20 protein-coding genes are annotated in these 21,283 nt (G+C 72.5%); 12 read left to right on the plus strand and 8 right to left on the minus strand.

Translation table 11 applies throughout. The annotated features are described in order from the left end of the window. The first annotated feature begins 67 nt into the window (after positions 1-67). Positions 68-349 (plus strand): hypothetical protein, encoded by a 282-nt coding sequence (locus tag ACGFMM_RS31925; RefSeq protein WP_393649959.1) that lies wholly within the window; start codon positions 68-70, stop codon positions 347-349. Between the two features lie 9 nt (positions 350-358). Here the strand turns inward: ACGFMM_RS31925 and ACGFMM_RS31930 are convergent, their stop codons facing one another. The 4 genes from ACGFMM_RS31930 to ACGFMM_RS31945 form a co-directional block, all read right to left on the minus strand. Beyond that, a complete protein-coding gene (locus ACGFMM_RS31930; protein ID WP_393649960.1) occupies positions 359-709 on the minus strand; it encodes a helix-turn-helix domain-containing protein in 351 nt (116 codons plus the stop codon). A 46-nt stretch (positions 710-755) separates the two neighbouring features. Then, positions 756-2,852 carry a SpoIIE family protein phosphatase gene (locus tag ACGFMM_RS31935; protein WP_393649961.1) on the minus strand — a complete coding sequence of 699 codons (2,097 nt, stop codon included), beginning with the start codon at positions 2,850-2,852 and terminating at the stop codon, positions 756-758. A 375-nt stretch (positions 2,853-3,227) separates the two neighbouring features. Beyond that, positions 3,228-3,956 (minus strand): hypothetical protein, encoded by a 729-nt coding sequence (locus tag ACGFMM_RS31940; RefSeq protein ID WP_393649962.1) that lies wholly within the window; start codon positions 3,954-3,956, stop codon positions 3,228-3,230. A gap of 109 nt (positions 3,957-4,065) precedes the next feature. Further along, on the minus strand, positions 4,066-4,632 hold the full coding sequence (locus ACGFMM_RS31945; protein WP_393649963.1) for a hypothetical protein: 567 nt from the start codon (positions 4,630-4,632) through the stop codon (positions 4,066-4,068). Positions 4,633-4,771: 139 nt separating this feature from the next. On the opposite strand from ACGFMM_RS31945, the gene ACGFMM_RS31950 reads away from it, so the two are divergent. Continuing rightward, positions 4,772-5,392 (plus strand): LysE family translocator, encoded by a 621-nt coding sequence (locus tag ACGFMM_RS31950; RefSeq protein ID WP_393649964.1) that lies wholly within the window; start codon positions 4,772-4,774, stop codon positions 5,390-5,392. A 254-nt stretch (positions 5,393-5,646) separates the two neighbouring features. Here ACGFMM_RS31950 and ACGFMM_RS31955 read toward each other — a convergent pair whose 3' ends face one another. Then, positions 5,647-6,426, minus strand: coding sequence for a hypothetical protein (locus ACGFMM_RS31955; protein ID WP_393649965.1), 780 nt, complete (start codon positions 6,424-6,426; stop codon positions 5,647-5,649). Between the two features lie 401 nt (positions 6,427-6,827). On the opposite strand from ACGFMM_RS31955, the gene ACGFMM_RS31960 reads away from it, so the two are divergent. From ACGFMM_RS31960 to ACGFMM_RS31985, 6 genes are all read left to right on the plus strand, one after another. Next, complete coding sequence (locus ACGFMM_RS31960) at positions 6,828-7,733, plus strand: nitroreductase/quinone reductase family protein (RefSeq protein ID WP_393649966.1); 906 nt, start codon at positions 6,828-6,830, stop codon at positions 7,731-7,733. Between the two features lie 359 nt (positions 7,734-8,092). Further along, on the plus strand, positions 8,093-9,229 hold the full coding sequence (locus ACGFMM_RS31965; protein WP_393649967.1) for a hypothetical protein: 1,137 nt from the start codon (positions 8,093-8,095) through the stop codon (positions 9,227-9,229). A 121-nt stretch (positions 9,230-9,350) separates the two neighbouring features. Continuing rightward, positions 9,351-11,657: a molybdopterin cofactor-binding domain-containing protein gene (locus ACGFMM_RS31970; RefSeq protein ID WP_393649968.1), complete on the plus strand. Its 2,307-nt coding sequence runs from the start codon at positions 9,351-9,353 to the stop codon at positions 11,655-11,657. Positions 11,658-11,666: 9 nt separating this feature from the next. Beyond that, on the plus strand, positions 11,667-12,143 hold the full coding sequence (locus ACGFMM_RS31975; RefSeq protein WP_393649969.1) for a (2Fe-2S)-binding protein: 477 nt from the start codon (positions 11,667-11,669) through the stop codon (positions 12,141-12,143). A 75-nt stretch (positions 12,144-12,218) separates the two neighbouring features. Then, positions 12,219-13,334 (plus strand): sulfite oxidase, encoded by a 1,116-nt coding sequence (locus tag ACGFMM_RS31980; RefSeq protein WP_393649970.1) that lies wholly within the window; start codon positions 12,219-12,221, stop codon positions 13,332-13,334. A gap of 106 nt (positions 13,335-13,440) precedes the next feature. Further along, positions 13,441-13,890, plus strand: a complete 450-nt coding sequence (locus tag ACGFMM_RS31985) for an SRPBCC family protein (protein WP_393649971.1) — start codon at positions 13,441-13,443, stop codon at positions 13,888-13,890. 46 nt (positions 13,891-13,936) lie between these two features. Here the strand turns inward: ACGFMM_RS31985 and ACGFMM_RS31990 are convergent, their stop codons facing one another. Continuing rightward, complete coding sequence (locus tag ACGFMM_RS31990; protein ID WP_393649972.1) at positions 13,937-14,560, minus strand: isochorismatase family protein; 624 nt, start codon at positions 14,558-14,560, stop codon at positions 13,937-13,939. 132 nt (positions 14,561-14,692) lie between these two features. After that, positions 14,693-15,688, minus strand: coding sequence for a GlxA family transcriptional regulator (locus ACGFMM_RS31995; RefSeq protein ID WP_393649973.1), 996 nt, complete (start codon positions 15,686-15,688; stop codon positions 14,693-14,695). Between the two features lie 240 nt (positions 15,689-15,928). Between ACGFMM_RS31995 and ACGFMM_RS32000 the strand changes: the two genes are divergently transcribed. Continuing rightward, complete coding sequence (locus ACGFMM_RS32000; protein WP_393649974.1) at positions 15,929-16,675, plus strand: class I SAM-dependent methyltransferase; 747 nt, start codon at positions 15,929-15,931, stop codon at positions 16,673-16,675. Between the two features lie 68 nt (positions 16,676-16,743). Next, on the plus strand, positions 16,744-17,028 hold the full coding sequence (locus ACGFMM_RS32005; RefSeq protein ID WP_393649975.1) for a hypothetical protein: 285 nt from the start codon (positions 16,744-16,746) through the stop codon (positions 17,026-17,028). Positions 17,029-17,089: 61 nt separating this feature from the next. On the opposite strand, the gene ACGFMM_RS32010 is transcribed toward ACGFMM_RS32005, so the two are convergent. Further along, positions 17,090-17,821 carry a nucleotidyltransferase domain-containing protein gene (locus tag ACGFMM_RS32010; RefSeq protein WP_393649976.1) on the minus strand — a complete coding sequence of 244 codons (732 nt, stop codon included), beginning with the start codon at positions 17,819-17,821 and terminating at the stop codon, positions 17,090-17,092. Between the two features lie 356 nt (positions 17,822-18,177). Between ACGFMM_RS32010 and ACGFMM_RS32015 the strand changes: the two genes are divergently transcribed. Further along, entirely contained in the window at positions 18,178-19,275 is a 1,098-nt protein-coding gene (locus ACGFMM_RS32015) for a UDP-glucuronic acid decarboxylase family protein (protein ID WP_393649977.1), read from the plus strand. A 111-nt stretch (positions 19,276-19,386) separates the two neighbouring features. Continuing rightward, the gene (locus tag ACGFMM_RS32020; protein ID WP_393649978.1) at positions 19,387-21,276 is read left to right on the plus strand and encodes a glycosyltransferase family 2 protein; all 1,890 of its coding nucleotides are present in this window, start codon (positions 19,387-19,389) and stop codon (positions 21,274-21,276) included. Positions 21,277-21,283 lie beyond the last annotated feature (7 nt).

A 21,283-nucleotide genomic window follows, 5' to 3' on the forward strand; every position in this document is an offset into this window, starting at 1 on the left:
GCTAATCCGGATACACGTCCCCGGCCGGGGATTTTCCGGAGGTCTGCGGAGGCGGAGGGCAGGACGCATGGAGGTGTCGGTGCTGACGGCCGCGATCGCCGCGGCGGCGCTGGTCGTGCGCGTCGCGGTCCTGGAGTGGCGCACCCCGGGCAGCGGCCGCCGGGAGTGGGGCTTCGCCCGGGACGGGAAGGCGCTGGGCGCGGGGGCGGTCGCCGCGCTGCTGCTGGCGGCGGGCGGGTGGCCGGTGGCGGGCGACGCGGCGGTGGTGTGGGCGCTGCTGACCGGCGTGCTGGTCGCGTACGTGGCGCACCGCCGCCCGCCCCGGGACCAGGGAGGTCCCGGGGAGTGAGGGCGGCCCTCAGGCGGCCAGCCGCACCTCGGCCTGACGCGGCGCGGCGAGGCGGGACCGGGCGGGCAGCGTCCGGACCGCGGTGAGCCGGACGGCTGTGAGCCGGACCAGTTCCTCCTGGGCCAGCGCCAGCACGTCGGCGAGGTTCAGGCCGAGCCCGCGGGCGGTGGCGGCGAGCAGTTCCGAGGAGGCCTCCTTGCGGCCGCGCTCGATCTCGGAGAGGTACTGCATGGAGATCCGCGCGGCGTCGGCGACGTCCTGGAGGGTGCGTCCCTGGGCCCTTCGCTCGCGGCGCAGGACGCCGCCGACGACGTCCCGCCAGAGGGGTTCTTGTGCCTGCTCGCGCTTCGGTGTGCTCACGGCTCCACCCTAGGAGCCGGGGCGCCCCGGTGACCCGCGGAAGCGTTCAGCCCCCGGCGAAACCACGGCCGTTGGGGCGGTGTCCCGCGCGCGGCGTACGGGCGAGCAGGACCGCCACGTCGTCCTGGGCCGGGTACGGCAGCAGCCGGGCGAGGATCCCGTCGCAGAGCTCGTCCAGCGGCCGGTCCAGGCCGTGCAGCGCCATGGCCAGTTCGGTCAGTCCCTGGTCGAGGTCGCGGTCGCGGGCCTCGATCAGCCCGTCGGTGTACAGGGCGAGCAGGCTGCCCGGCGGCAGCGGCACCTCCTCGGTGCCGAACTCCCGGCCGCCTGTGCCGAGCGGCGTGCCGGGCGGGCCGTCGAGGAACGAGATCCGTTCGTCGGGGGTGACGACGGCCGGCGGCGGGTGGCCCGCGCGGGCGATGACGCAGCCTCCGGTGGCGGGGTCGTGGACGGCGTACACACAGGTCGCCATCTCGTCCTCGCCGAGTTCGGTGACGATGTCGTCGAGCGAGCGCAGCATCGCCACGGGCGGGATGTCGTGCCGGGCCAGGGTGCGGACGGCGGTGCGGAGTTGGCCCATGACGGCGGCGGCGTGGATGCCGTGGCCCATGACGTCGCCGATGACGAGCCCGGTCCGGCCCTTGGGCAGCGAGATGACGTCGTACCAGTCGCCGCCGACGTCGTGTTCGCTGGCGGGCAGGTAGCGCCCGGTGAGTTCGAGGCCGGTGTCCTGCGGCAGGGCGTTGTTGGTGAGGCTGCGCTGGAGGGTGAGGGCGGCCTCGCGCTGGGTGGTGTACAGGCGGGCGTTGTCGATGTTGAGGGCGGCCCGGCCGACGAGTTCGTCGATGAGCACGCGGTCCTGGTCGTCGAACCGGGCGCGGCTGCGCAGCCGGGTCACGGTGACGGTGCCGAGCACGGTGCCGCGGGCGACGAGCGGGACCATGCGGGCGCAGCTGAGCTGGGTCATGAGGTAGCTGCGCAGCGGCTCGGCCCGCGGGTCGGTGATGAGCGCCGGCACGTCGGGCTCGTTCAGGTCGAGCGCGCCGCCCTCGTTGAGGACCTGTTCGTACACGGAGTCGAGCGGGATCTGGAAGGTCTGGCCGGGCGCGAGGAAGGCGGTGGGTGCGGTCGGGTCGGGGAAGCGCACCGCCAGGCGGCGCAGGAGACCGCGGGTGGACGCGCCGCCCTCGTCGGGTTCGAGGATCGATTCGAGCAGCTGGACGTCGGCGGAGTCGGCGAGCCGGGGCACGAGGACCTGGACCAGTTCCTCGGCGGTCTGGCCCAGGTCGAGCGTGCTGCCGATGCGGGCGCCGGCCTCGGCGAGCAGCGAGACGTTCCGGCGGGCCCGTTCCGCGTCGACGCGGTCCCGTTCGGCGGCGGTGATGTCGATGAGGGAGGCGATCAGGCCGAGGGGGCGGCCGGCGTTGTCGAGCAGCGGGGCGTAGGAGCAGGACCAGATGTGGTCGTGGTCGGGGTCCGCGGCGGTGCGGCCGATGCGGCGGGCGTCGATGACGGCCGTGCGGCGGGACAGGGCCTGCCGCATCAGGGTCTCGAGGGCGCTGGTGTTGATGCCCGGGAGGATGTCGCTGAGGGTGCGGCCGACGTGGTCGGCGGCGGGCAGGCCGTTCATCCGGGCGAGGGCGTCGTTGACGCGGACGAAGCGCAGGTCGAGCCCGAGGGTGGCGAGCCCGATGGGCGACTGCGTGAACAGACTCTCCAGGGCGGCCAGGGAGTCCCGCATCCGCAGGACCTCGGAGGTCTCCACCGCGATGAGCATGGCCCCGGTGCGGCCCTCGGGGTCGGCGGCGGGGAGGATCCAGGTCTCCATCGTGACGTGGTGGCCGTCGCGGTGCCGTACGGGCAGGGTGCCGACGACGGTCTCCCCGGCCTGGACGCGGCGGGTCAGCTGGTCGGCGAGGCCTTGGTTGTTCTCGGGGACGAGCATCGCGGAGGCGGGCCGGCCGAGCACGTCCTCGGGGCGGTGGCCGAGCAGGTCCTGGGCGGCCAGGGACCACTCCACGACGCGACCGTCGGCGTCCTCGCGCCAGAGCGCGATCGGAAGCAGTTCGTTCAGGACGCCCGCGTATCCGACAGCCGCCGGCGGCTGCTGCCGGACCTCGCTCGTCGCATGATGAGTGTCCAACGCACCGACCTAACCCCTGAGGGCCCGTTCCTCTCGAATCACCCTAGCCGACACGGCCTCTGCGGGCCTTCGCACGGACCGCCGCCTGGGCCGACCGGGGGGCACGGACGGAAGCCACCGAGCCGGCAGGTCCTGAAAGGAATAAATACGTCGAAAGTATTGACTCGTCCACAAAGCGGAGGAAACTGGTCAATACACCGGACAACCAGAGAGAGCCTCACCGCCGACGGAGACGTCCGAAGGCAGGCGAAGACCCTTATCAAGGCTCTGGCCAGGCCCCCGGCGGATCAGGTCGCCGAAGGAGCCGCTGACGACGGTCGGCGACCCGCGGAAACGACCCGACCGGCCGGGGACTGTTCTGTGTTCCGGCGCGAGTCAGCGAACGGCGGCCTCGGCCGGCATGTGGTCGCCCTGGCGGCTGATCGGCACAAGCAGCAGCCAGAGCGCCGCCACTCCTGCCACCACCTTCGGGACCGGTCCGGCCCGCCCCGCGAGCGCCGGCAGGGCGAGGAGGAAGGGAACCGCGAGCAGACACACCCGCTCGACGGCCCAGCGCGGGGTCCAGGCCAGCTCGCGGCGGCGGGCCGGCGGGATGGCCCGGCCGAACCACACGATCACGCCGCCCAGCAGACCGCCGACCGGCAGACAGATCCCGGCGGTCACCCACCGCAGCGCCGCCAGCGCCTCCCCGGCGCCGGGCGCCAGCGGCAGCATGACGAGGACGCCCGCCTGGAAGGCGACCAGGAGCCAGCCGGCGAGCCCGAGCCCGCTGAGCCAGCCCTGCTCGCCGGGGCGGTGATGCGGGACGAGACCGCGTACGCCGGCGAACGGCGTCCCCGGCGGCCCGGAGCGGCGCAGCCAGCGCCGGGCGGCGAACAGGACGCAGGGCCAGGCGACCGCGAGGCCCAGGGCCGCGCCTCCGGCCGGCAGGGCGTCGCTCGGCTGCGGCACGGGATGCCGCCACACGAGCACGCCGGCCACCGCCGCGAGGACCACCGCGCCGGCGACGCAGGCACGCGCGGCGGCCACGAAGCGCTGGGCGGTGCGGCGCGCGCGGGCGCCGTCGGGATGCAGCCGTTCGACGTCGTCGAGGCTCACCAGCATGGCGGTGATCGTGGCACGTCGCCGGTCCGTCCCGGTCTCCCGCACACGAACTCCCGGCGTCGGTCACGTGACGAGCCGGGGAGGTGCCGGGCCTGGCGGAGCGCGGGGCTCAGCCCTTGGTGACGGTCCGGAGCGGCCGGCCGTCGGGGCCGAGTTCCACGATGTACGTCTCGCGCTCCGCGGCGCTCATGACGAGCCGGATCCGGTCAGGTCCGTCCCAGGCCGCCTCGACCAGTGCGCCGGAGAAGTCTCCGTTGATGTGGGCCACTTGCCAACGGCGCACCCCGAGGCCCGAGCCGCTGTCCACGTACACCCACCAAAGCGGATCGATCATGGCCGATCCCTCGGTGACGACCAGTCGCCGGTCGGAGCGACCGGGGGCGGCTTCGTCGAGCGTCTGCTCCTGGCCGGCCGTGGTGAGGAGGAGCAGCGCCAGCGGCGTGAACGGGATCAGCACCAGCACGGCCGTCCCCGCGACCGCCCACCGCACAACCGTCTTCCGGACGGCGAGACAGATGCCCGCGACGGCCGACACGAAGGCCAGTCCGCCGAACAGCAGCGGATGGTCGAGCAGTTGGGCGACGCGCAGCAGCCCGCCGTCCCGGCCGGCCAGCCGCCCGATCCCCGCCGCCCCCACCAGCAGGACCGCTGCGCCGAGCAGTGCGCCCGCTCTCACGTGTCTCTGTCGTGCCGTCTGTGTCATCCCAAGGCCCCCACCCAAATTCGATCGTTTGCGCGACGCAGAGTATCCGGCTGAGGGGAGGTCACCCAGCGGGGACTGGACGCCGTGGGCGTGTACGGCCACGATGTGGCGCATGTGGAGCACCCTCATCGCCTTCCTCGGCGCCTGCACGCTGATCGCCGCCTCGCCCGGCCCGAGCACGATGCTGATCATCCGGCAGTCGCTGCACAGCAAGCGGCACGGCTTCCTGACGGTGCTCGGCAACGAGACGGGGGTCTTCGTCTGGGGCGTCGTCGCCGCCTGCGGTCTGACCGCACTGCTCGCCGCGTCCGAGCTCGCGTACGACACCTTGCGCGTCGTCGGCGCGATCACGCTGATCTGGTTCGGCGGTAAGGCCCTCTGGGACGCGCGGCGCAGCCGCGGTACGGAGGGCGAGCCGGAGGCGGAGACCCCGTACCGCTCGGGCTGGTCCTCGTACCGGGCGGGGCTGCTGCTGAACCTGGCCAACCCCAAGGCCGCGGTGTTCGCGATGTCGTTCCTGCCGCAGTTCGTGCCGTCCGGTGCGCCGCACCTGCCGGCGATGGTGGCGCTCGCGGCGATCTGGGCGGTGTACGAGATCGGCTACTACGGGATCTACGTGTGGTTCATCGGCCGCATGCGGGCGCTCATCTCGCGGGCGAACGTCCGCCGGCGTCTGGAGCAGGTCTCCGGCGGGGTGCTGGTGCTGCTCGGCGTGCGGATGGCGATGGAGTGAGCGGGCCCGGCTCTCGGGGCCGGACATCGTGGAGGCGGCTCGGCTGAGGACCCGCCGACGCCCTCAGCGCTCAGGCCGCCCGACAGCGAGCGCGAGGATGGCACCACCCCACAAAGGACACTGGGCCACACCAACTGCTGACGCCCTCCGCGCATACAGCGATGAGCTCGCCGCCCGCATCGACATTCTCTGCACGAGCGGCCCCGGCACAAGCCGCTGCCAAGCTCGACTTGGACCGGGATGCTTCTCCGGGGTCAGCTGCTCTGCTTCCCTGCGTTGGGAAGGCAGGCCTGCGCCGGCTGCCTGACGTGGGCACACAGCCCGCACCAGTCCTCGTTCCTCCACACGCCACCCGTCACCGCGTGCCGTAGCGCATCGACCGTGGTCGCCAGGTTCTCGGCCCGCTCCGTAAAGCAGCGTGCGAACCAAATGTCTTCTTCGCCCCACCACTTGTGAAGCTTCAGATGAATCGCCGTCTCACTGCCGACCCACCACCGGTCGGCGGGCCCAGTTGCCTCGGCGTCGAGGTCAGGAAGGCCGGCTTCGGCGACCGTCGGCTCCTGGCCGGGTTCGGTGGCAACGGCAAAGGTCACATGGGGCCAGTCTCGGACCTGTGACAACTGGGCGTGGGCCTCCAGGCGCTGAAGGATGCTGCTGTTGATGACCTGGGGACGTCCCGCGAGCGTCATGGCGGTGCGCTCGTCCGGGAGGACGTCGACCGACCAGGTCTGGTCACCATCGTGGATGCCTGGGAAGGTCCAGCCGTCGTTGTCGAGGTAGATGGTGGCCTCGCCGTTCAGGCCGTGTTCCATACCGTTAGAGCCGAGAAGTGGGTACCACAGGCCGCCGTAGCGTTCCTCGAAACGAATCATCGCCTCGATGGCCTCAGGCGGCACTGCTGCCTCGTTCCCGTCGGAAGTCTCCGCGCGGGCCAGTGCACGTACGCGGACAGCGGGCATCCCAGGGCCGCGCCGTGCCCGCGCCAGGAGAGTCGCGACGCGGGGCGACAAGCAGGGGTCATCGATGATGTGCACGTCAATACGCTAGTGCGTCGGCCCAGTCGTCTCGATCACCTGCCAACCATCTCGTCCAGTCACGTCGCTCGACTCCGTGCGCTCAGCCGGCCAAGTGCAACGCTCAGTGGCCAACTAGACCGCTCAGTCTCGGCCGGACGGCCGGGCCCCTTCTTCGTTCTTTGACAACTGGCGCGCACAGTCGTTCTAATGACCTCGTGGCGCGTAGCGCCGGCCACAGAGCAGTGGGCCGGCCGGCGATCGGGCGACCACCTGTACGCAAGAGGGTTCTCCCATGCGTTCTCTTCTCCCAGGCATCGCCTGATCCCGCCGCTGCGCCGTCATGCGCGCGAGCTTCTCATCTCCCCCTTTTTCTTCCTGCCGTTGCTTCATTCCTCGACCGAGGGGATTGCTGTACCCATATGACCGAAACGTCGTTCAACCAGTCCGTCATCGACGAGTTCCGCGCCAACCAGGGGAAGGTCGGCGGCTACTTCGAGGGCAGCGAACTGCTGCTGCTCACCACCACCGGCGCCCGCTCCGGGAAGCCTCACACCGTGCCGCTCGGCTTCGTGCGCCACGAGGGCGACCTGCTGATCGTGGGCTCCAACATGGGCGCTCCGGCGCACCCCGCGTGGTACCACAACGTGCTCGCCCACCCGATGGTGCAGGTCGAGGTCGGCGCCGAGGAGTACCAGGCGGTCGCCGTGCCGGCCGAGGGCGCGCGCCGCGACCGGCTGTTCGCGCAGGTCGTGGCCGTCGAACCCGGCTACGGCGACTATCAGCGCGGCACCACGCGGGTGCTGCCCGTCGTGGTCCTGGAGCGGAACGACCCCGCGCCGGGCGAGGGCCCGGCCGAGGTGCGCACCCTGGCCGACAAGATCCTCGAGGTCCATGTGTGGCTGCGCGGGCAGCTCCGGCACGTCGCCGCGGAGACGGAGGCGTACTTCGCGCGGCGGGACGCCTCGCAGGCCGCCCTGCCGGGCCTCGGGCTGCAGATCCGGCAGCACTGTCTGGCCTTCTGCCAGGCCCTGGAGTTCCACCACACCGGCGAGGACACCCACGTGTTCCCCGGCGTCGAGGCGTACCACCCGCACCTCAAGGACGCGCTCGACCGGCTGCGCGCCGAGCACCGCTCGGTGGCGCGGCTGCAGCAGTCGCTCGCCGGGCTGATCGCCGACGTCGGCAGCGCGGACCCGGAGGTATTCCGCACGGAACTCGCCAGGATGTCCATGGAGTTGACGGCGCACCTCGACCACGAGGAGGAGACGCTGCTGCCCCTGCTCGCCGAGGTGCCGTTCCCGCCGGGTCCGCCGCCCGCCGCGTGACGCCGCGCGTCAGGGCCGCTGGCGTTCCTGCCGGAGCCGACGGAACTCGGCGGGCCGGTCGGCGCAGATCACTCCCGTCACCCGGCCTTCGCGCCGGGTGCGGGCGGTGAAGTCCAGGGCGGCGAGGTCGCCGTCGACGTCCAGGGCGTCGGCGGCGCCCGGCCGCAGCGGCCTGCCGGCCGGCGTTTACGGCACGCCGGCGCCCGCCCGGGTCGTCCGATCGGCTGACCCCGGCGTCAGCCGTGCGGCGTCGGAGTACCGGCCGCACTACCGACCGTGCCCGGGTCCGGCCGCGCCCAGGATGGACGCGGAGCGGGGCGGGTGTCCTCCCGGTAACCCGCCCGGAAGGAGCCAAGTCCTTGAACGCGTCCGCACGCACCGCCCGCGCGGTCCTGCCCGCCGTCACCGCCGTCCTGCTGCTCGCCGGCTGTGCCCAGTCCGGCGGGGCCGCCGAGCGCGAGGCCTCCGACGCCCGGCCGGGCAAGCCGTCGGCGCCCGCTCCCAAGATCACCGGCACGACCCCGTCCGGCACCCTGCTCGTCGCCGACTTCGGCGCGGACACCGTCAGTTTCGTCGACCCGGCCCGGGGCCGGTTCGACTCGGTGCGCGTCGGCACCGCTCCGTACGGCCTGGTCGTCGGCGAGGACGGGCGGGCCTGGGTCGCCACCGCCGAGGGCGTCGCCGTCGTCGACACCGTGACGCGCGAGCGCCTGGCCGTCGTGCCGTACGAGACCGAGACGGGCACGGCGAAGATCGGCGAGTACCGCGGCGGGGGCATGGGCATCGCCCTCTCCCCCGACGGCCGGCACGTCTACGTAGGCGTCAACGTGCCCGGCGGGAACGGGACTCTGGAGATCATCGACACGGTGCAGCTGGAGGTGACCGAGTCCGTCCCGGTCGGCCGCCGCCCCTTCGACGTGGACGTCTCGCGGGACGGCTCCGAGGTGTACGCGACGAACCACGACTCCTTCGACGTCACCGTCGTCCCCACCCGTTCGCCCAAGGACACCCGCCGCATCGAGGTCGCCCCGTACGGCACCGAGGGCGGGCTCGGCTCCTGGCTGAAGCCGCACTACACGGCGGTCCGGGCCTCGGACGGCAAGCTGCTGCTGCCGTTCGAGGGCGAGCGCCTCGCGGTCGTGGACCCGAGGACCGGCGCGGTGGGCGTCGAGCGGATGACCGCGAACACGCACCAGCACGGCGCGGCCCTCGCCCCCGACGGCTCGCTGCTCGTCGTCGGCACGGGGCCGATCGACCCGGACCAGGACGAGGGCCCCTCGCTCACCGTCCGCCGGCCCGACGGCTCGGAGCGGGTGTACCCGCTGGAGGGCCCGCACGAGGACGTCGCGGTCTCCCCCGACGGCCGCACGGCGTACGTCACCGGCGGTTTCACGCGCGACGGGTACTGGGACGGGATCAGCGTCGTCGACCTGGACAGCGGGGACACCCGCCGTCTGGCGGCCGGTGAACGTCCGCTGGGGATCGCCGTGTTGTGAGAGCCGCCGATCGCGATGTGGACGTCCCGTGAAGAACCTGATCAACTGCATGCCGCACGGCACCCTGTGTGCAGCACGCGACCGTACGTGACGGTAACTCAGGTTCCGGAGGACGACTCACATGGCAGACACCGCAGGGCCCGAGGGCATCGGGCGGCGCAGGGTACTGGCGTACCTGCTGGCCGCGCCGACCCTCGCCGTGGGGGTACGGCTCGGGGCGGACGCCGCCGCCCCGCAGTCCGCGCAGGCGGCGATCCCGACGCTGCCGCAGCCGGAGAACCTCTTCGACCTGGGGGACATGCAGAACCTGGCGGCGGCCCCGACCTCGGGCCTGATCACCGTACGGGTCCACGAGGACGGCACGGCGTCGTTCGAGGTGCCGCGCGCCGAGGTCGGGCAGGGTATGACGACCGCCGTGGCGATGCTGATCGCCGAGGAGCTGGACCTGCCGCTGGAGCAGGTCCGGGTGACCACGGCGGACGCCCGGCCCGAGCTGCTGATGAACCAGCTCACCGGCGGCTCGAACTCGATGCGCAGCCTGTACCTGCCCGTCCGCACCGCCGCGGCGGTCGCCCGGCAGCGGCTGGTGGCGACGGCCGCCGCGCAGTGGGGCGTGCCTGCCGGCCGGCTCACGACGAAGGACGGCACGGTCGCGTACGGCACGACACGCAGCGCCTCGTACGGCTCGCTCACCGCGGCGGCGGCCGGAACCGCGACGATCGCGCTGACGGCGCGGCTCAAGGACCCGGCCGAGTTCCGGATCATCGGCACGCCGCGCAGCCGGATCGACGCCCGGGACATCGTCACCGGGCGCAAGAAGTACGGCATGGACCTCCAGGTGCCGGGCGCGAAGCCGGCGATGGTGCGGCGGCCGCCCACCATCAACGGCACGGTGGCGGCGGTGCACAACGCCGACGCGGTACGGGCCATGCCGGGCATCACCGACGTGGTCACGATCAAGCACGGCGTGGCGGTGCGCGGCGAGACGTTCGGGCAGTGCATCGACGCGCTGCGAGCGCTGGACGTGACCTGGGGCCCGGGCACGGTCGACGGCGAGTCGGACGCGACCGTGCACGCCAAGCTGAAGAAGGCGGCGCTGCCGATGGTCGTGCCGCCGCTGCTGACGAAGAAGGTGGACGCCGAGTTCACCTTCGCGTTCGCCAGCAACAGCCCCTTGGAGCCGGACAACGCGATCGCGGACGTGCGCGCGGACCGGGCGGAGATCTGGGCGAGTCTGAAGGTGCCGATCGTCGCGCAGCGGGAGATCGCCACGCAGCTGGGGCTGCCGCAGTCCGCGGTGAAGGTGCATGTGATCGACGGCGGCGGCTCGTTCGGCCGGCACCTGTTCCACGACGTGGCCGCGGAGGCGGCCGAGATCTCGCAGAAGACGGGCAAGCCGGTCAAGCTGTCCTGGTCGCGCACCGACAACTTCCGCCAGGGGCGCACCCATCCGATGTGCATCTCACGGGTGCGGGCCGCGTACGCGCTGGGCAATGTGCTCAGCTTCGAGCAGCGGCACACCAGTTCCGAGACCGACTTCGGCCACGGACTGGGCGAGATGATCACGTCGACGGCGGCGCAGCTGCCGGTGGCGGGCAATCTGACCTTCGCCGAGACGATCTTCACGCTCACGCAGTCCTCGCCCTACCACTTCGGCGTCACCACCCAGTTGCTGAACGAGGTGCCGCTGAAGTTCAACACCGGCAGCATGCGCAACATCTACTCGCCGAACGTCGCGTGCGCCCGCGAACTGGTGGTGGACGAGCTGGCGCGGCAGATGGGCAAGGACCCGGTGGCGTTCCGGCGGGAGTTCCTGCGCGACGAGCGGCTGCGCGCCGTACTCGACCGGGCCGCCGAGGAGGGCGAGTGGGGGCGGTCGCTGCCGGCCGGCGTGGCGCAGGGCATCGCGCTGCACTCCGAGTACCGGGGCGCGGTCGCCACGCTGGTCGAGATCGACTGCCGGCCGGAGACGGTGAACCGGAAGATCCCCAACGCGGTCACCGGGCCCCGCGTCACCCGCGCCCTGATGGTGATCGACGCCGGTCTGCCGATCAACCCGCGCGGTCTGGAGGCGCAGATGATGGGCGGGCTCAACGACGCCATCGCGCTGGCGCTCACCTCCAGCCTCCACATCAAGGACGGCATCCCGCTCGAGGGCAGCTGGGACCAGTACTTCTACACGCGCCAGTGGAACACCCCGCCGGAGCTGAAGGTCGTCGTCATGCCCGCCACGTCCGGCACGCCCGGCGGCGCCGGCGAGCTGGGCGTCGCGCCCGCCTTCGCCGCGATCGCCTGCGCGTACGCCCGGGCCACCGGCTCCATGCCGACCGGTTTCCCGATCAACCACGGCACGCTGAGCTTCACCCCGCCCCCGCTCGAACCGTCCACGCCCCAGTCCCCCACCGACGGTCTCGACCACGCGTACTAAGGAGCCCCCATGCCCCGCCACACCTTCAAGCTCAACGGCGAGGTCGTCACCGTCGAGGCCGAGGACGACGTCCGGCTGCTGTGGGTCCTGCGCGACCTGCTCGGCGTGACCGGTCCCAAGTACGGCTGCGGGCTCGGCGTCTGCCAGTCCTGCACCTCGCACATCAACGGCAAGGCGTTCAACCCCTGTTCGGTACCGGTGTCGAAGATCGCCGAGGACGACGAGGTCACCACCATCGAGGGCCTGGCCGCGAGCGTCGGCAAGGACCTGCACCCCATGCAGGAGGCTTGGCTCGAGCTCGACGTGGCCCAGTGCGGCTACTGCCAGCCCGGACAGATCATGACGGCGGTCGCCAAGGTCCGGCAGGCCGCCGCCGAGGGCCGGGAGATCACCGACGCGGATCTCGACCAGATTCGGAACATCTGCCGCTGCGGCACGTACAACCGGATCCGCGAGGCGATCAAGGCGGGCGCGCAGCAGATGTAACGGTCCTGCGCGCGGTTCCCCGCCCCGCCCCGGGTCCGACATGCCCGGCGGCGGGGCGCGGCGCACCATGAGGACATGGACCGTTCTCTGCAGGGCGTCAGCGGGCCGGGGCGGGTCGCGGGGCCGGAGGAGGGCTTCAGCAGGCAGGAGCTGGCGCTGGCGGCCCGCAACCACGGGCTGCCGCTGGAGGGCCTGCGGTACGAGGTGACCCCGCCGGGTCTGCACTACGTGCTGGTCCACTACGACATCCCCGACGTGGACGCGACCGGCTGGGAGCTGACGGTGGGCGGAGCGGTCCGCACGCCGCTGTCGCTGGACCTGGCGGCGCTGCGCTCCTACCCGGCGGTCACCCACCGGGTGACCATGGAGTGCGCCGGCAACGGCAGGGCCCTGCTGTCCCCGCGGCCGGTGAGCCAGCCGTGGCTGGTCGAGGCGGTCGGGACGGCGGAGTGGACGGGGGTTCCGCTGCGGCTTCTGCTGGACGAGGCCGGCGTGGAGCCGGGCGTGGTGGAGGCCGTGTTCACGGGCGCGGACCACGGCGTCGAGCGCGGAGTGGAGCAGGACTACCGGCGCAGCCTGCCGCTGGACGTGGCCCTCGGGGACTTCCCGGAGGTACTGGTCGCGTACGCGATGAACGGGGCGCCTCTGCTGCCGCAGCACGGCTTCCCGGTGCGGCTGGTGGTGCCCGGCTGGTACGGCATGGCGCAGGTGAAGTGGCTCCGGGACGTGACCGTCACCGACACCCCGTTCGCCGGGTTCCAGCAGGCGGTGGCGTACCGGATCCGGCAGTCGGCGGACGAGCCCGGTACGCCGGTGACGCGTATCGAGCCGCGTGCGCTGATGATCCCGCCGGGCTTCCCCGACTTCATGTCCCGGCACCGGGTCGTCCACCCCGGGTTCGTCGCCCTGGAGGGGCGGGCCTGGTCGGGGTGGGCGCCCGTCGAACGGGTCGAGGTGAGCACGGACGGCGGCGGCTCCTGGACGGACGCCGACGTGGGCCCGCAGGACCGGCATCCGTGGGCGTGGGCGGGCTGGCGGGCGCTGTGGACGGCGACGCCGGGCGAGTACCTGCTGACGGTGCGGGCGACCGACGCGGAGGGGCGCGCCCAGCCGCTGGAACAGCCCTGGAACCGCGGCGGTTTCGCGAACAACCTGGTACAGCACGTGCCGGTGCTGTGTGTGAGCGCCTGACGACGCAGGGTGTGCGGGGCGGACGGGCGGGCGCGGCCGCGGCGGTATGGTCGGGGCCCTCGCACCGTGGGATCATTTTGTCGTAGGAGCTACCCAAGGGGGCGTAATGTCCCGCATCGAAGAGACCATCGACATCTCTCGCAGCCCCGAGGAAGTCTTCGCGTACATGATGGACCCGGCGCACGTTCCGGAATGGCAGGAGAGCGCCGTCTCGGCCCGCAAACTGACCGACGGACCGCTCGGCGTCGGCTCGCAGTTCGCGGTGAAGCGGCGTTTCGGCCGCCGCGAGATGCCCACGACCATGCAGGTCATGGAGTACGACCCGCCGCGCAGTTGGCACTTCCACGGCGTGGACGGACCCGTCCGCGGCGACATGATGGGCAGGATCGAGCCGCTCGACGACGGCAGGCGGTCCCGGGTGACGCTGTCCCTGGACTTCGAGTCGCACGGCATCGGCAAGGTGCTGGTACCGCTCGTGGTCAAGCCGCAGGTCCGCAAGGAGATGCCGCGGAACGAGGAGCACCTGAAGGACTTGATGGAGTCCGGCACGGTGTGAGGCCGGTGCGGCCGGGCCCCGAGCGGGCCCGGCCGGGATCGGCCGCTCAGTCCCGGAGCGCGTCGGCCGTCGGGACGACGAGGCCGAACACGTCCGTGACGGTGGTCAGCGCGGCCGTCGCGAGCGCCTCGGCGGACAGCACGCCGCCGTCCGGTGCGGTGAGCGGGCGGGTGGCGGTGGCGTCGGCGACCACGGTGGGCCGGTAGCCGTGCTGGAACGCGCCCTGCGCGGTGAACGTGACGCACATGTGCGTCATGAACCCGGCCAGGACGAGGTCCTTGCCGCTGCCGGGCGCCGCGCCGAGGTCGGTCAGCCGCTGGATGAGGTCGGTGGCGTGGAAGGAGTCCGGGAACGTCTTGACGACGACGGCCTCGCCGTCGGCCGGGGCGACCTCGTCGCTGATCGCGCCGATATGGGCGCGGATGTCGTACGGGGTGTTCTCGCCGCCGTCGTTGAGGACGTGCACGACAGGCGTGCCGGCGGCGCGGGCCCGCGCGAGGAGCGCGGCTCCCGCCTTGAGGGCCTCTTCGGCGCCGGTGAGGGCCATGACGCCGGTGCGGTAGGTGTTCTGGAAGTCGATCATGACCAGGATCGAGTCGCCGAGCCGCGGCGGCGTGTCGTCGAGGCCGACGACCTGGCGGACGGACGCGGAGGGGGTGATGGAGGACATGGCGAAGCCTTTCGATCGGTTTGGTCGGGGCTGTCGGTGTATGTGGTCGGGGCTTGCGGACGGCTGAGGGCAGGGCGGAGCGCTCCGCCTCGTCGCATGCCGACGGGAAGGGAATCGGTGGTGAGGGTCGGGTCAGCCGGCCCGGGCGGTGCGGAACCGGCGGCGGTAGGCCGCCGGCGTCGTGGCGAGCTGCCGCCGGAAGGCCCGGTGCAGGGTCTCCGGCGAGCCGAGCCCGCAGGCGGCGGCCACCGCGTCGAGCGGGGAGTCGGTGGTCTCCAGGAGCCGCCGGGCGACTTCGATGCGGGCGGCCTCGACGTAGGCGGCGGGGCTGGTACCGGTCTCCTGGCCGAAGACCCGGGCGAAGTGCCGCTCGCTGAGGCACATCCGGGCGGCCAGGGCGGCCGCGGACAGGTCCTCGTCGAGGTGGTCGGCGATCCACAGCCGCAGTGCGTCGATGTCCCGCCGGGTCGCGGCGGGTCTGCTGAGCGGGACGGAGAACTGGCTCTGCCCGCCCTGCCGTTTGAGGTACATGACCAGCTGGCGGGCGACCGCCAGGGCGGTCTGCTCCCCCTGGTCCTCGGCCACCAGGGCCAGGGCGAGGTCCAGGCAGGCGCTGATCCCGGCCCCGGTCCACAGCCGGCCGCGGTCGGCGCGGACGAAGATCGGGTCGGGGTCGACCGTCACCTCCGGGTGCTCGGCGGCGAGTTGGGCGGCCGTGGACCAGTGGGTGGTGGCCGTCCTGCCGTCGAGCAGCCCGGCGGCCGCGAGGACGTGCGCGCCGACGCAGACCGACGCGACGCGGCGGGCGTGCGGGGCGGTCTCCCGGACCCACGCGACCACGGTCTCGTCGATCCGGGCGACCGGGCCGGCCTCGGTCATGTCGACCGCGCCGGGCACCAGGAGGGTGTCCAGGCGGCCGCCGACCTCGTCGAAGGACAGGTCGGTCACCAGCCGTACCCCTGCCGACGTGCGCACCTCGCCCACGGACGGTCCGGCGAGCCGGACCTCGTAGCGGGCACGGCCGCCGGTCTCGCGGTTGGCCAGCGCGAAGACCTCGGCCGGGCCGGTGACATCGAGGAGGTCGACGTCGGGGAAGACCGCGATGACGACACGGTGCGGAAGGGGCATGTCCCCATCCTGCGTGACCCTGCGCGATGGCTGCAATGACGCGTCTCTGTCACATCCGGACACGCCCTGGACGGCCCGAGGAGGCGGCCTGGAGGCCCGCACGGGGAGGGGGCGGGGGGTGGACGCCACGGCCCGCGTACGGGCCCGCGAGACGACCCCACAGGCCCTCGCCACACCCGGACTGACCTGGGCTTTTCCCGCTTCCTGACGTAGTGTCGGAACGCGCGGAGAGGAGCCCGGATGCACCGGAACATACGCACGGTCGAGGACGTACTGCGTCTCATGGACGAACTGTTCGCCCCGGAGGCGGACCGCTGGACGGCGGACGGCGCGGACTGGTGGGACGGCTTCTACGCCGACCGGTCCAAGCCGGTGCCGTTCTTCGTGGCGAAGCCGGACGAGAGCCTGGTGTCGTACGTGGAACGCGGGCTGGTCCCGCCGGGCGGCCGGGTGCTCGACCTGGGCTGCGGCCCCGGCCGCAACGCGCTCCACCTCGCCTCGCAGGGCTTCCGGGTGGACGCGGTGGACCTGTCCCGGGGCGCGCTGGACTGGGCGGCGGAGCGGGCCCGGGAGGCCGGGGCGGAGATCCGCTTCGTGCACGGCGACGCGTTCGGCACGGCGGGGGCGGAACTGGAGGGTCCGTACGACCTGATCCACGACTCGGGCTGCTTCCACCATCTGCCGCCGCACCGCCGGGTCAGCCATCTGGCGCTGCTCGACCGGCTGCTGGCCCCGGGCGGTCACTTGTCGCTGACCTGCTTCGCGGCGGGCGGCATGGGCTCGGAGCTGCCGGACGCCGCGTTCTACCGGGAGGCGGGACTGCAGGGCGGGTTGGCGTACACGGCGGAGGAACTGCGCTGGATCTTCTCGGATCTGACGGAGGTGGAACTCCGGCGCATGGCGGACGAGCCGGACGACTCGGCGCGCTTCGGCGAGCCGTTCCTGTGGACGGCGCTGTTCCGGCGCGGAGACGCGCCGAGGCACTGAGTACCGGGGCGGCGGATCTGAGTACGTGCGCCCATCCGCCGGGGCGCGGCCGTTGCTGGAATAGGGACATGACCTTCGCAGCGCAGCGACCGCGCCCCCGCATCGAGCACGTCACCGTGGCCGGCACCGCCCTCGCCGCGGCCGTGCTCCCCCTGGTGGTGGGCGTCCTGCTGGCCAAGGCCGCCGCGGCCGACCCGATGACGCCGGTCAACGCGCTGATCACCAACGGGGCGCACCGGCCGCGCCTGTCGAGGGCGGAGTGGCGCAGTTGCGGCCGGCGGGCGCTGCGCCGGCGGATGGCGTGGCGCAGGACGGGCCGCGAGGCGAGCGCGACCGTCACGCCCGCGGCGTGACGGCGCTCGGCCGAGGCTCAGGCGTCAGGCGTCAGGCGCTCGCCGGCCGGGGCGCGGCCGTTCAGCGTGACGGCCCGTCACCACCCCGCCGATAGCCCTCCCAGAACCGTCCGCCGGCGCGGCCGAGCACCTCCTCCGCCAGCGCCACCAGCCGCTCCGTCCGCCCGTCGAGCGCCGCCCGCACGGCCTCCTCGAGCCGGGCGGAGAAGCCGGGGTCGGCCTGGTCGGCGCGGCGGGCGAGCCACTTGCCCCCGCCGAGCCAGCCGCCGTGCGTCAGGAGGAGCAGCTCTCCGGTGCGGCGGGCGATCTCCATGACGACGCAGAGCCTTTCACCGGGATCGGCGCAGCCGGCGAGGTCGTCGAGCAGGTCGGTGAGCCCGTACCGGACGTCCTCCAGCTCCGCCTCCGTCGCGGGCGGCGGGCCGGCTTCGGCCCTTCGGCGCGCGTCTGCGGCCAGCTCCGCGCCGGACCCGTCACGGTCGAGGAGCAGGGTGCCCGCGGCGCAGAGCATCAGCAGCGGGGAGCGCCGCCGGAGGGTCTCGCGCTCGACGAAGTCGAGCCAGCTCGCACGGGTGTGCACGAACAGCTCCACCGGCCAGCCGTCGTAGCGCAGGCTCTCGCGGTAGGGCGCGGAATCCCCGGCGAGCAGCACGACGATGTCGAGGTCCGAGTGGGCCGTGCGCCGCGCGGTCACGACGCTGCCGCCGAGGAAGGCGGCGAGGGCGTCGGGGTGCCGCCGGCCGACCAACTCTCGGGCCGTTCGCTCAGGTTGTCGCTGTGTCACATCAAGCATGCTGATCATCGTACGGAGCGGACGGGTCCGCGTTGCGGAATCGCCTCGCCGCTGGGCCAGCCGGGGACGGGCGCGCCCAGGGGGTCTCACACGTGCGGGTGACGGCAGCGCAGTAGGCCGTTCGAAGGCCGGGGGGCCGCTCAAGCGGGGAGCGGGTCGTCGTGCTCCCCCGCGCGGTGCCTGCCGAACGGCGCAGTGCTGCGCTTGCCTCCGTATAAATCCCTACTTATACCCATACTCTCGTCTTGCGATTTCCCGTGAGTGCTCCGCTTGTCGGTTCCGGCCGGTCATCTGCATTCCGGCCACCCGTGCGGCGGGGCGTGAGGCCCTTCCAGATCCCCTTCCTGGAGAAACAAATGCGCGTTGCCGTGACCGGTGGCGGTGGATTCCTTGGGTCACACCTGTGCGAGGCGCTCTTGCGGCGCGGCGACTCGGTGGTGTGCCTGGACAACTTCTCGACGGGCGACCCCGAGAACATCGCCCACCTCCTCTCCGACCCGGCCTTCGAGTTCCAGCACGCCGACGTGAGCGTGGCCATGGAGGTCGCCGGCCGTGTCGACGCCGTCGCCCACCTGGCGTCCCCCGCGTCCCCGCCCGACTACCTGCGTCAGCCGCTGGAGACCCTCGCGGTCGGCAGCCGCGGCACCGAGAACGCCCTGCGGCTGGCCCTGCGCCACGACGCCCGCTTCATCCTCGCGTCGACCAGCGAGATCTACGGCGACCCCCTGGTCCACCCGCAGGAGGAGGCGTACTGGGGCAACGTCAACTCGATCGGCCCGCGCAGCGTCTACGACGAGGCGAAACGATACGCCGAAGCGGTCTCCGCCGCGTACCGCCGCACCCACGGCCTGGACGTCGGCATCGCCCGCATCTTCAACACCTACGGGCCACGAATGCGGCCGCACGACGGCCGCGTGGTGTCCAGCTTCATCACCCAGGCGCTGACCGGCGAACCGCTGACCATCTACGGCGACGGCAAGCAGACCCGCAGCTTCTGCTACGTCGACGACCTGATCCGCGGCCTGCTCGCCCTCCTCGACTCCTCCGAACTGGGCCCGTTCAACCTGGGCAACCCGGTCGAGCGCACCGTCGCCGAACTCGCGGAGCTGGTGCTGGGGACGACCGGATCGGCGTCCGAGGTGAAGTACCACCCGCTGCCGGTCGACGACCCGGTCCGCCGCCGCCCGGTGATCACCCGCGCCCGTGACGTCCTGGGCTGGGAGCCGGAGTTCGACATCACCGAGGGGCTGCGCCGCACCGTCGCGTACTTCGCCGCGCGCCCGGACCGGCTGCGCACCTCGGCCGCGGCGATCCGCGGCAGCCAGGACGAGACCGTCCCGCTCTCCGCCGTGACCGGACCGGCCACCGGTGACCGGACGATCCCCGGCCCGGCCACCGCCGCCTCCGGCGTGGCGTCGGCCGGCGCGACCGGCTCCTCCGCCGCAGGCTCCTGATCCGCGTTCCGGGGCCGGACGGCGCGTGCCGTCCGGCCCCGGCAACCACCCGCCGCACGCCCCGCCCGTAACCCCACGGCCGCTCTCGCACCGCCTGGAGAACCCGCTGTCATGACGTCGTTGGAGCAAGGTCCCGTCGGTGGGACCGGCACCGTCCAGGACCCACCGCTGCTGTCGCCCGCCCTGGGCTCACCGGAGGAATGGGAGGCGCTGGGCAAGGAGATCAAGGCCCTCTCGAACGGCACTGTGGCCTCCATCGGCCCGGACGGTCCGCTGCTCGCGGTGCCTCCACGACAGCTCGCTCCCCTCCGGTCGAGTTTCGTCCGGCAGTTCTCCCGGGCGGACCGTGTCCTCGTGGCCTTGCTGACCCTCGGCTGGGCGGTCTGCACGACCTGGTTCTGGCTGTGGTGGCTCCAGCCGGCGCATCGCATCGGCTGGGTCGGACTGCTCGTCAACAGCGCCCTGCTGGTCTATCTGACTCTGCTCCCCCTGCACTTTCTGGTCGCGCTCAACCGGATGCGACGCTTCGACCCCGCCGCCGAGATCCCGGCGCTGCGGACCGCGTTCGTCGTCACCCGCGCCCCCTCCGAGAGCTGGGACATCGCCCGGAGGACCCTCGAGGCGATGATCGGCCAGGAGTTCCCACACGCCTACGAGGTCTGGCTGTGCGACGAGGACCCCACCGAGGAGATCCTGGACTGGTGCCGGGCACACGGCGTGGGCGTCTCCTGCCGGCGCGATCGCGTCGACTACCACCGACACGACTGGCCGCGGCGCACCCGGTGCAAGGAGGGCAACCTCGCGTTCTTCTACGACCACTGGGGGTACGAGCACTACGACGTCGTCGCCCAGCTGGACTGCGACCATGTGCCCCATCCGCACTATCTCGCCGAGGTCGTCCGCCCGTTCGCCGACAGCGCCATCGGATATGTCGCCGCACCCAGCATCTGTGACGCCAACGCCGACGGCTCCTGGGCGGCCCGTGGCCGGCTCCACCGCGAGGCGACCTTCCACGGCGCCGTACAGCTCGGTCACTCCGACGGCCTGGCGCCTCTGTGCATCGGCTCCCACTACGCGGTCCGCACCCAGGCGCTGCGCGACATCGGCGGCCTCGGTCCCGAGCTCGCGGAGGACTTCACCACCACGTTCCTGCTCAACTCCGCCGGCTGGCAAGGCGCGTTCGCGATCGATGCGGAGGCCCACGGCGACGGACCCATCACCTTCGCGGCGATGGCCACGCAGGAGTTCCAGTGGTCCCGCAGCCTGGCCGTGGCACTCTTCGGGATGCTCCCGCGCCACCTCGGACGGATGCCGGCCAAGCTCCGCGTCCGCTTCTCCTTCGCGCTCTCGTACTATCCGCTGCTCGCCCTGACCACCTGCATGGGCCTGGCGCTGCCTCCGATCGCGGCCGTCACAGGACTGCCCTGGATCAACGTCAACTACTTCGAGTTCCTCGGCCACTTCTGGGCCATGTCGTTCTGGCTGATCCTGCTCACCCTGCTGGCGAGGAGCCGCGGCCTGCTGCGGCCACGGAGCGCGCCGGTCCTCAGCTGGGAGAGCTGGCTGTTCGGACTGGCCCGCTGGCCGTACGTCGCCTGGGGTGTGGGCGCGGCCCTGGCGCAGAAGCTGCGGCCCCGTCAGATCACCTTCAAGGTGACGCCGAAGAACCGTGACGGCCTGGAGCCACTGCCGCTGCGCGCGGTCGCGCCGTACCTGTTGATCACCACGCTGCTGTCCAGCGCCGCCGTCGTCGGTCAGTTCACCGGCCCCGCCTTCGGTTACGTCTTCCTCTGCATCCTCGGCGCGCTCTCGTACTCCACGGTGACGCTCGCCATCTGCGCCCTGCACATCGGCGAGACCGCCCACGCCGCCGGTGTCCGGCGCCTCCGGGCCCTGCGCACGGCCGCGATCCCGCTCACCGCGGGTCTGCTCACACTGCTCCCCCTGGCGTTCGCCGTCGCTGTCTTCCCCACCTACCTCACCGGTTTCTACGCCTGGTGACGGCCCC

The organism is Streptomyces sp. NPDC048604 (assembly GCF_043199435.1).
GTDB lineage: Bacteria > Actinomycetota > Actinomycetes > Streptomycetales > Streptomycetaceae > Streptomyces.

Bases quoted from the DNA above. Each gene is read 5' to 3' on its own strand.
- ACGFMM_RS31985 (WP_393649971.1), top strand. From the start codon at position 13,441: ATGTCCCGCATCGAAGAGACCATCGACATCTCTCGCAGCCCCGAGGAA.
- ACGFMM_RS32020 (WP_393649978.1), top strand. From the start codon at position 19,387: ATGACGTCGTTGGAGCAAGGTCCCGTCGGTGGGACCGGCACCGTCCAG.
- ACGFMM_RS31995 (WP_393649973.1), bottom strand. From the start codon at position 15,688: ATGCCCCTTCCGCACCGTGTCGTCATCGCGGTCTTCCCCGACGTCGAC.
- ACGFMM_RS31970 (WP_393649968.1), top strand. From the start codon at position 9,351: ATGGCAGACACCGCAGGGCCCGAGGGCATCGGGCGGCGCAGGGTACTG.
- ACGFMM_RS31975 (WP_393649969.1), top strand. From the start codon at position 11,667: ATGCCCCGCCACACCTTCAAGCTCAACGGCGAGGTCGTCACCGTCGAG.
- ACGFMM_RS32005 (WP_393649975.1), top strand. From the start codon at position 16,744: ATGACCTTCGCAGCGCAGCGACCGCGCCCCCGCATCGAGCACGTCACC.
- ACGFMM_RS31960 (WP_393649966.1), top strand. From the start codon at position 6,828: ATGACCGAAACGTCGTTCAACCAGTCCGTCATCGACGAGTTCCGCGCC.
- ACGFMM_RS31950 (WP_393649964.1), top strand. From the start codon at position 4,772: ATGTGGAGCACCCTCATCGCCTTCCTCGGCGCCTGCACGCTGATCGCC.
- ACGFMM_RS31990 (WP_393649972.1), bottom strand. From the start codon at position 14,560: ATGTCCTCCATCACCCCCTCCGCGTCCGTCCGCCAGGTCGTCGGCCTC.
- ACGFMM_RS32010 (WP_393649976.1), bottom strand. From the start codon at position 17,821: ATGCTTGATGTGACACAGCGACAACCTGAGCGAACGGCCCGAGAGTTG.
- ACGFMM_RS32000 (WP_393649974.1), top strand. From the start codon at position 15,929: ATGCACCGGAACATACGCACGGTCGAGGACGTACTGCGTCTCATGGAC.
- ACGFMM_RS31980 (WP_393649970.1), top strand. From the start codon at position 12,219: ATGGACCGTTCTCTGCAGGGCGTCAGCGGGCCGGGGCGGGTCGCGGGG.
- ACGFMM_RS32015 (WP_393649977.1), top strand. From the start codon at position 18,178: ATGCGCGTTGCCGTGACCGGTGGCGGTGGATTCCTTGGGTCACACCTG.
- ACGFMM_RS31925 (WP_393649959.1), top strand. From the start codon at position 68: ATGGAGGTGTCGGTGCTGACGGCCGCGATCGCCGCGGCGGCGCTGGTC.
- ACGFMM_RS31940 (WP_393649962.1), bottom strand. From the start codon at position 3,956: ATGCTGGTGAGCCTCGACGACGTCGAACGGCTGCATCCCGACGGCGCC.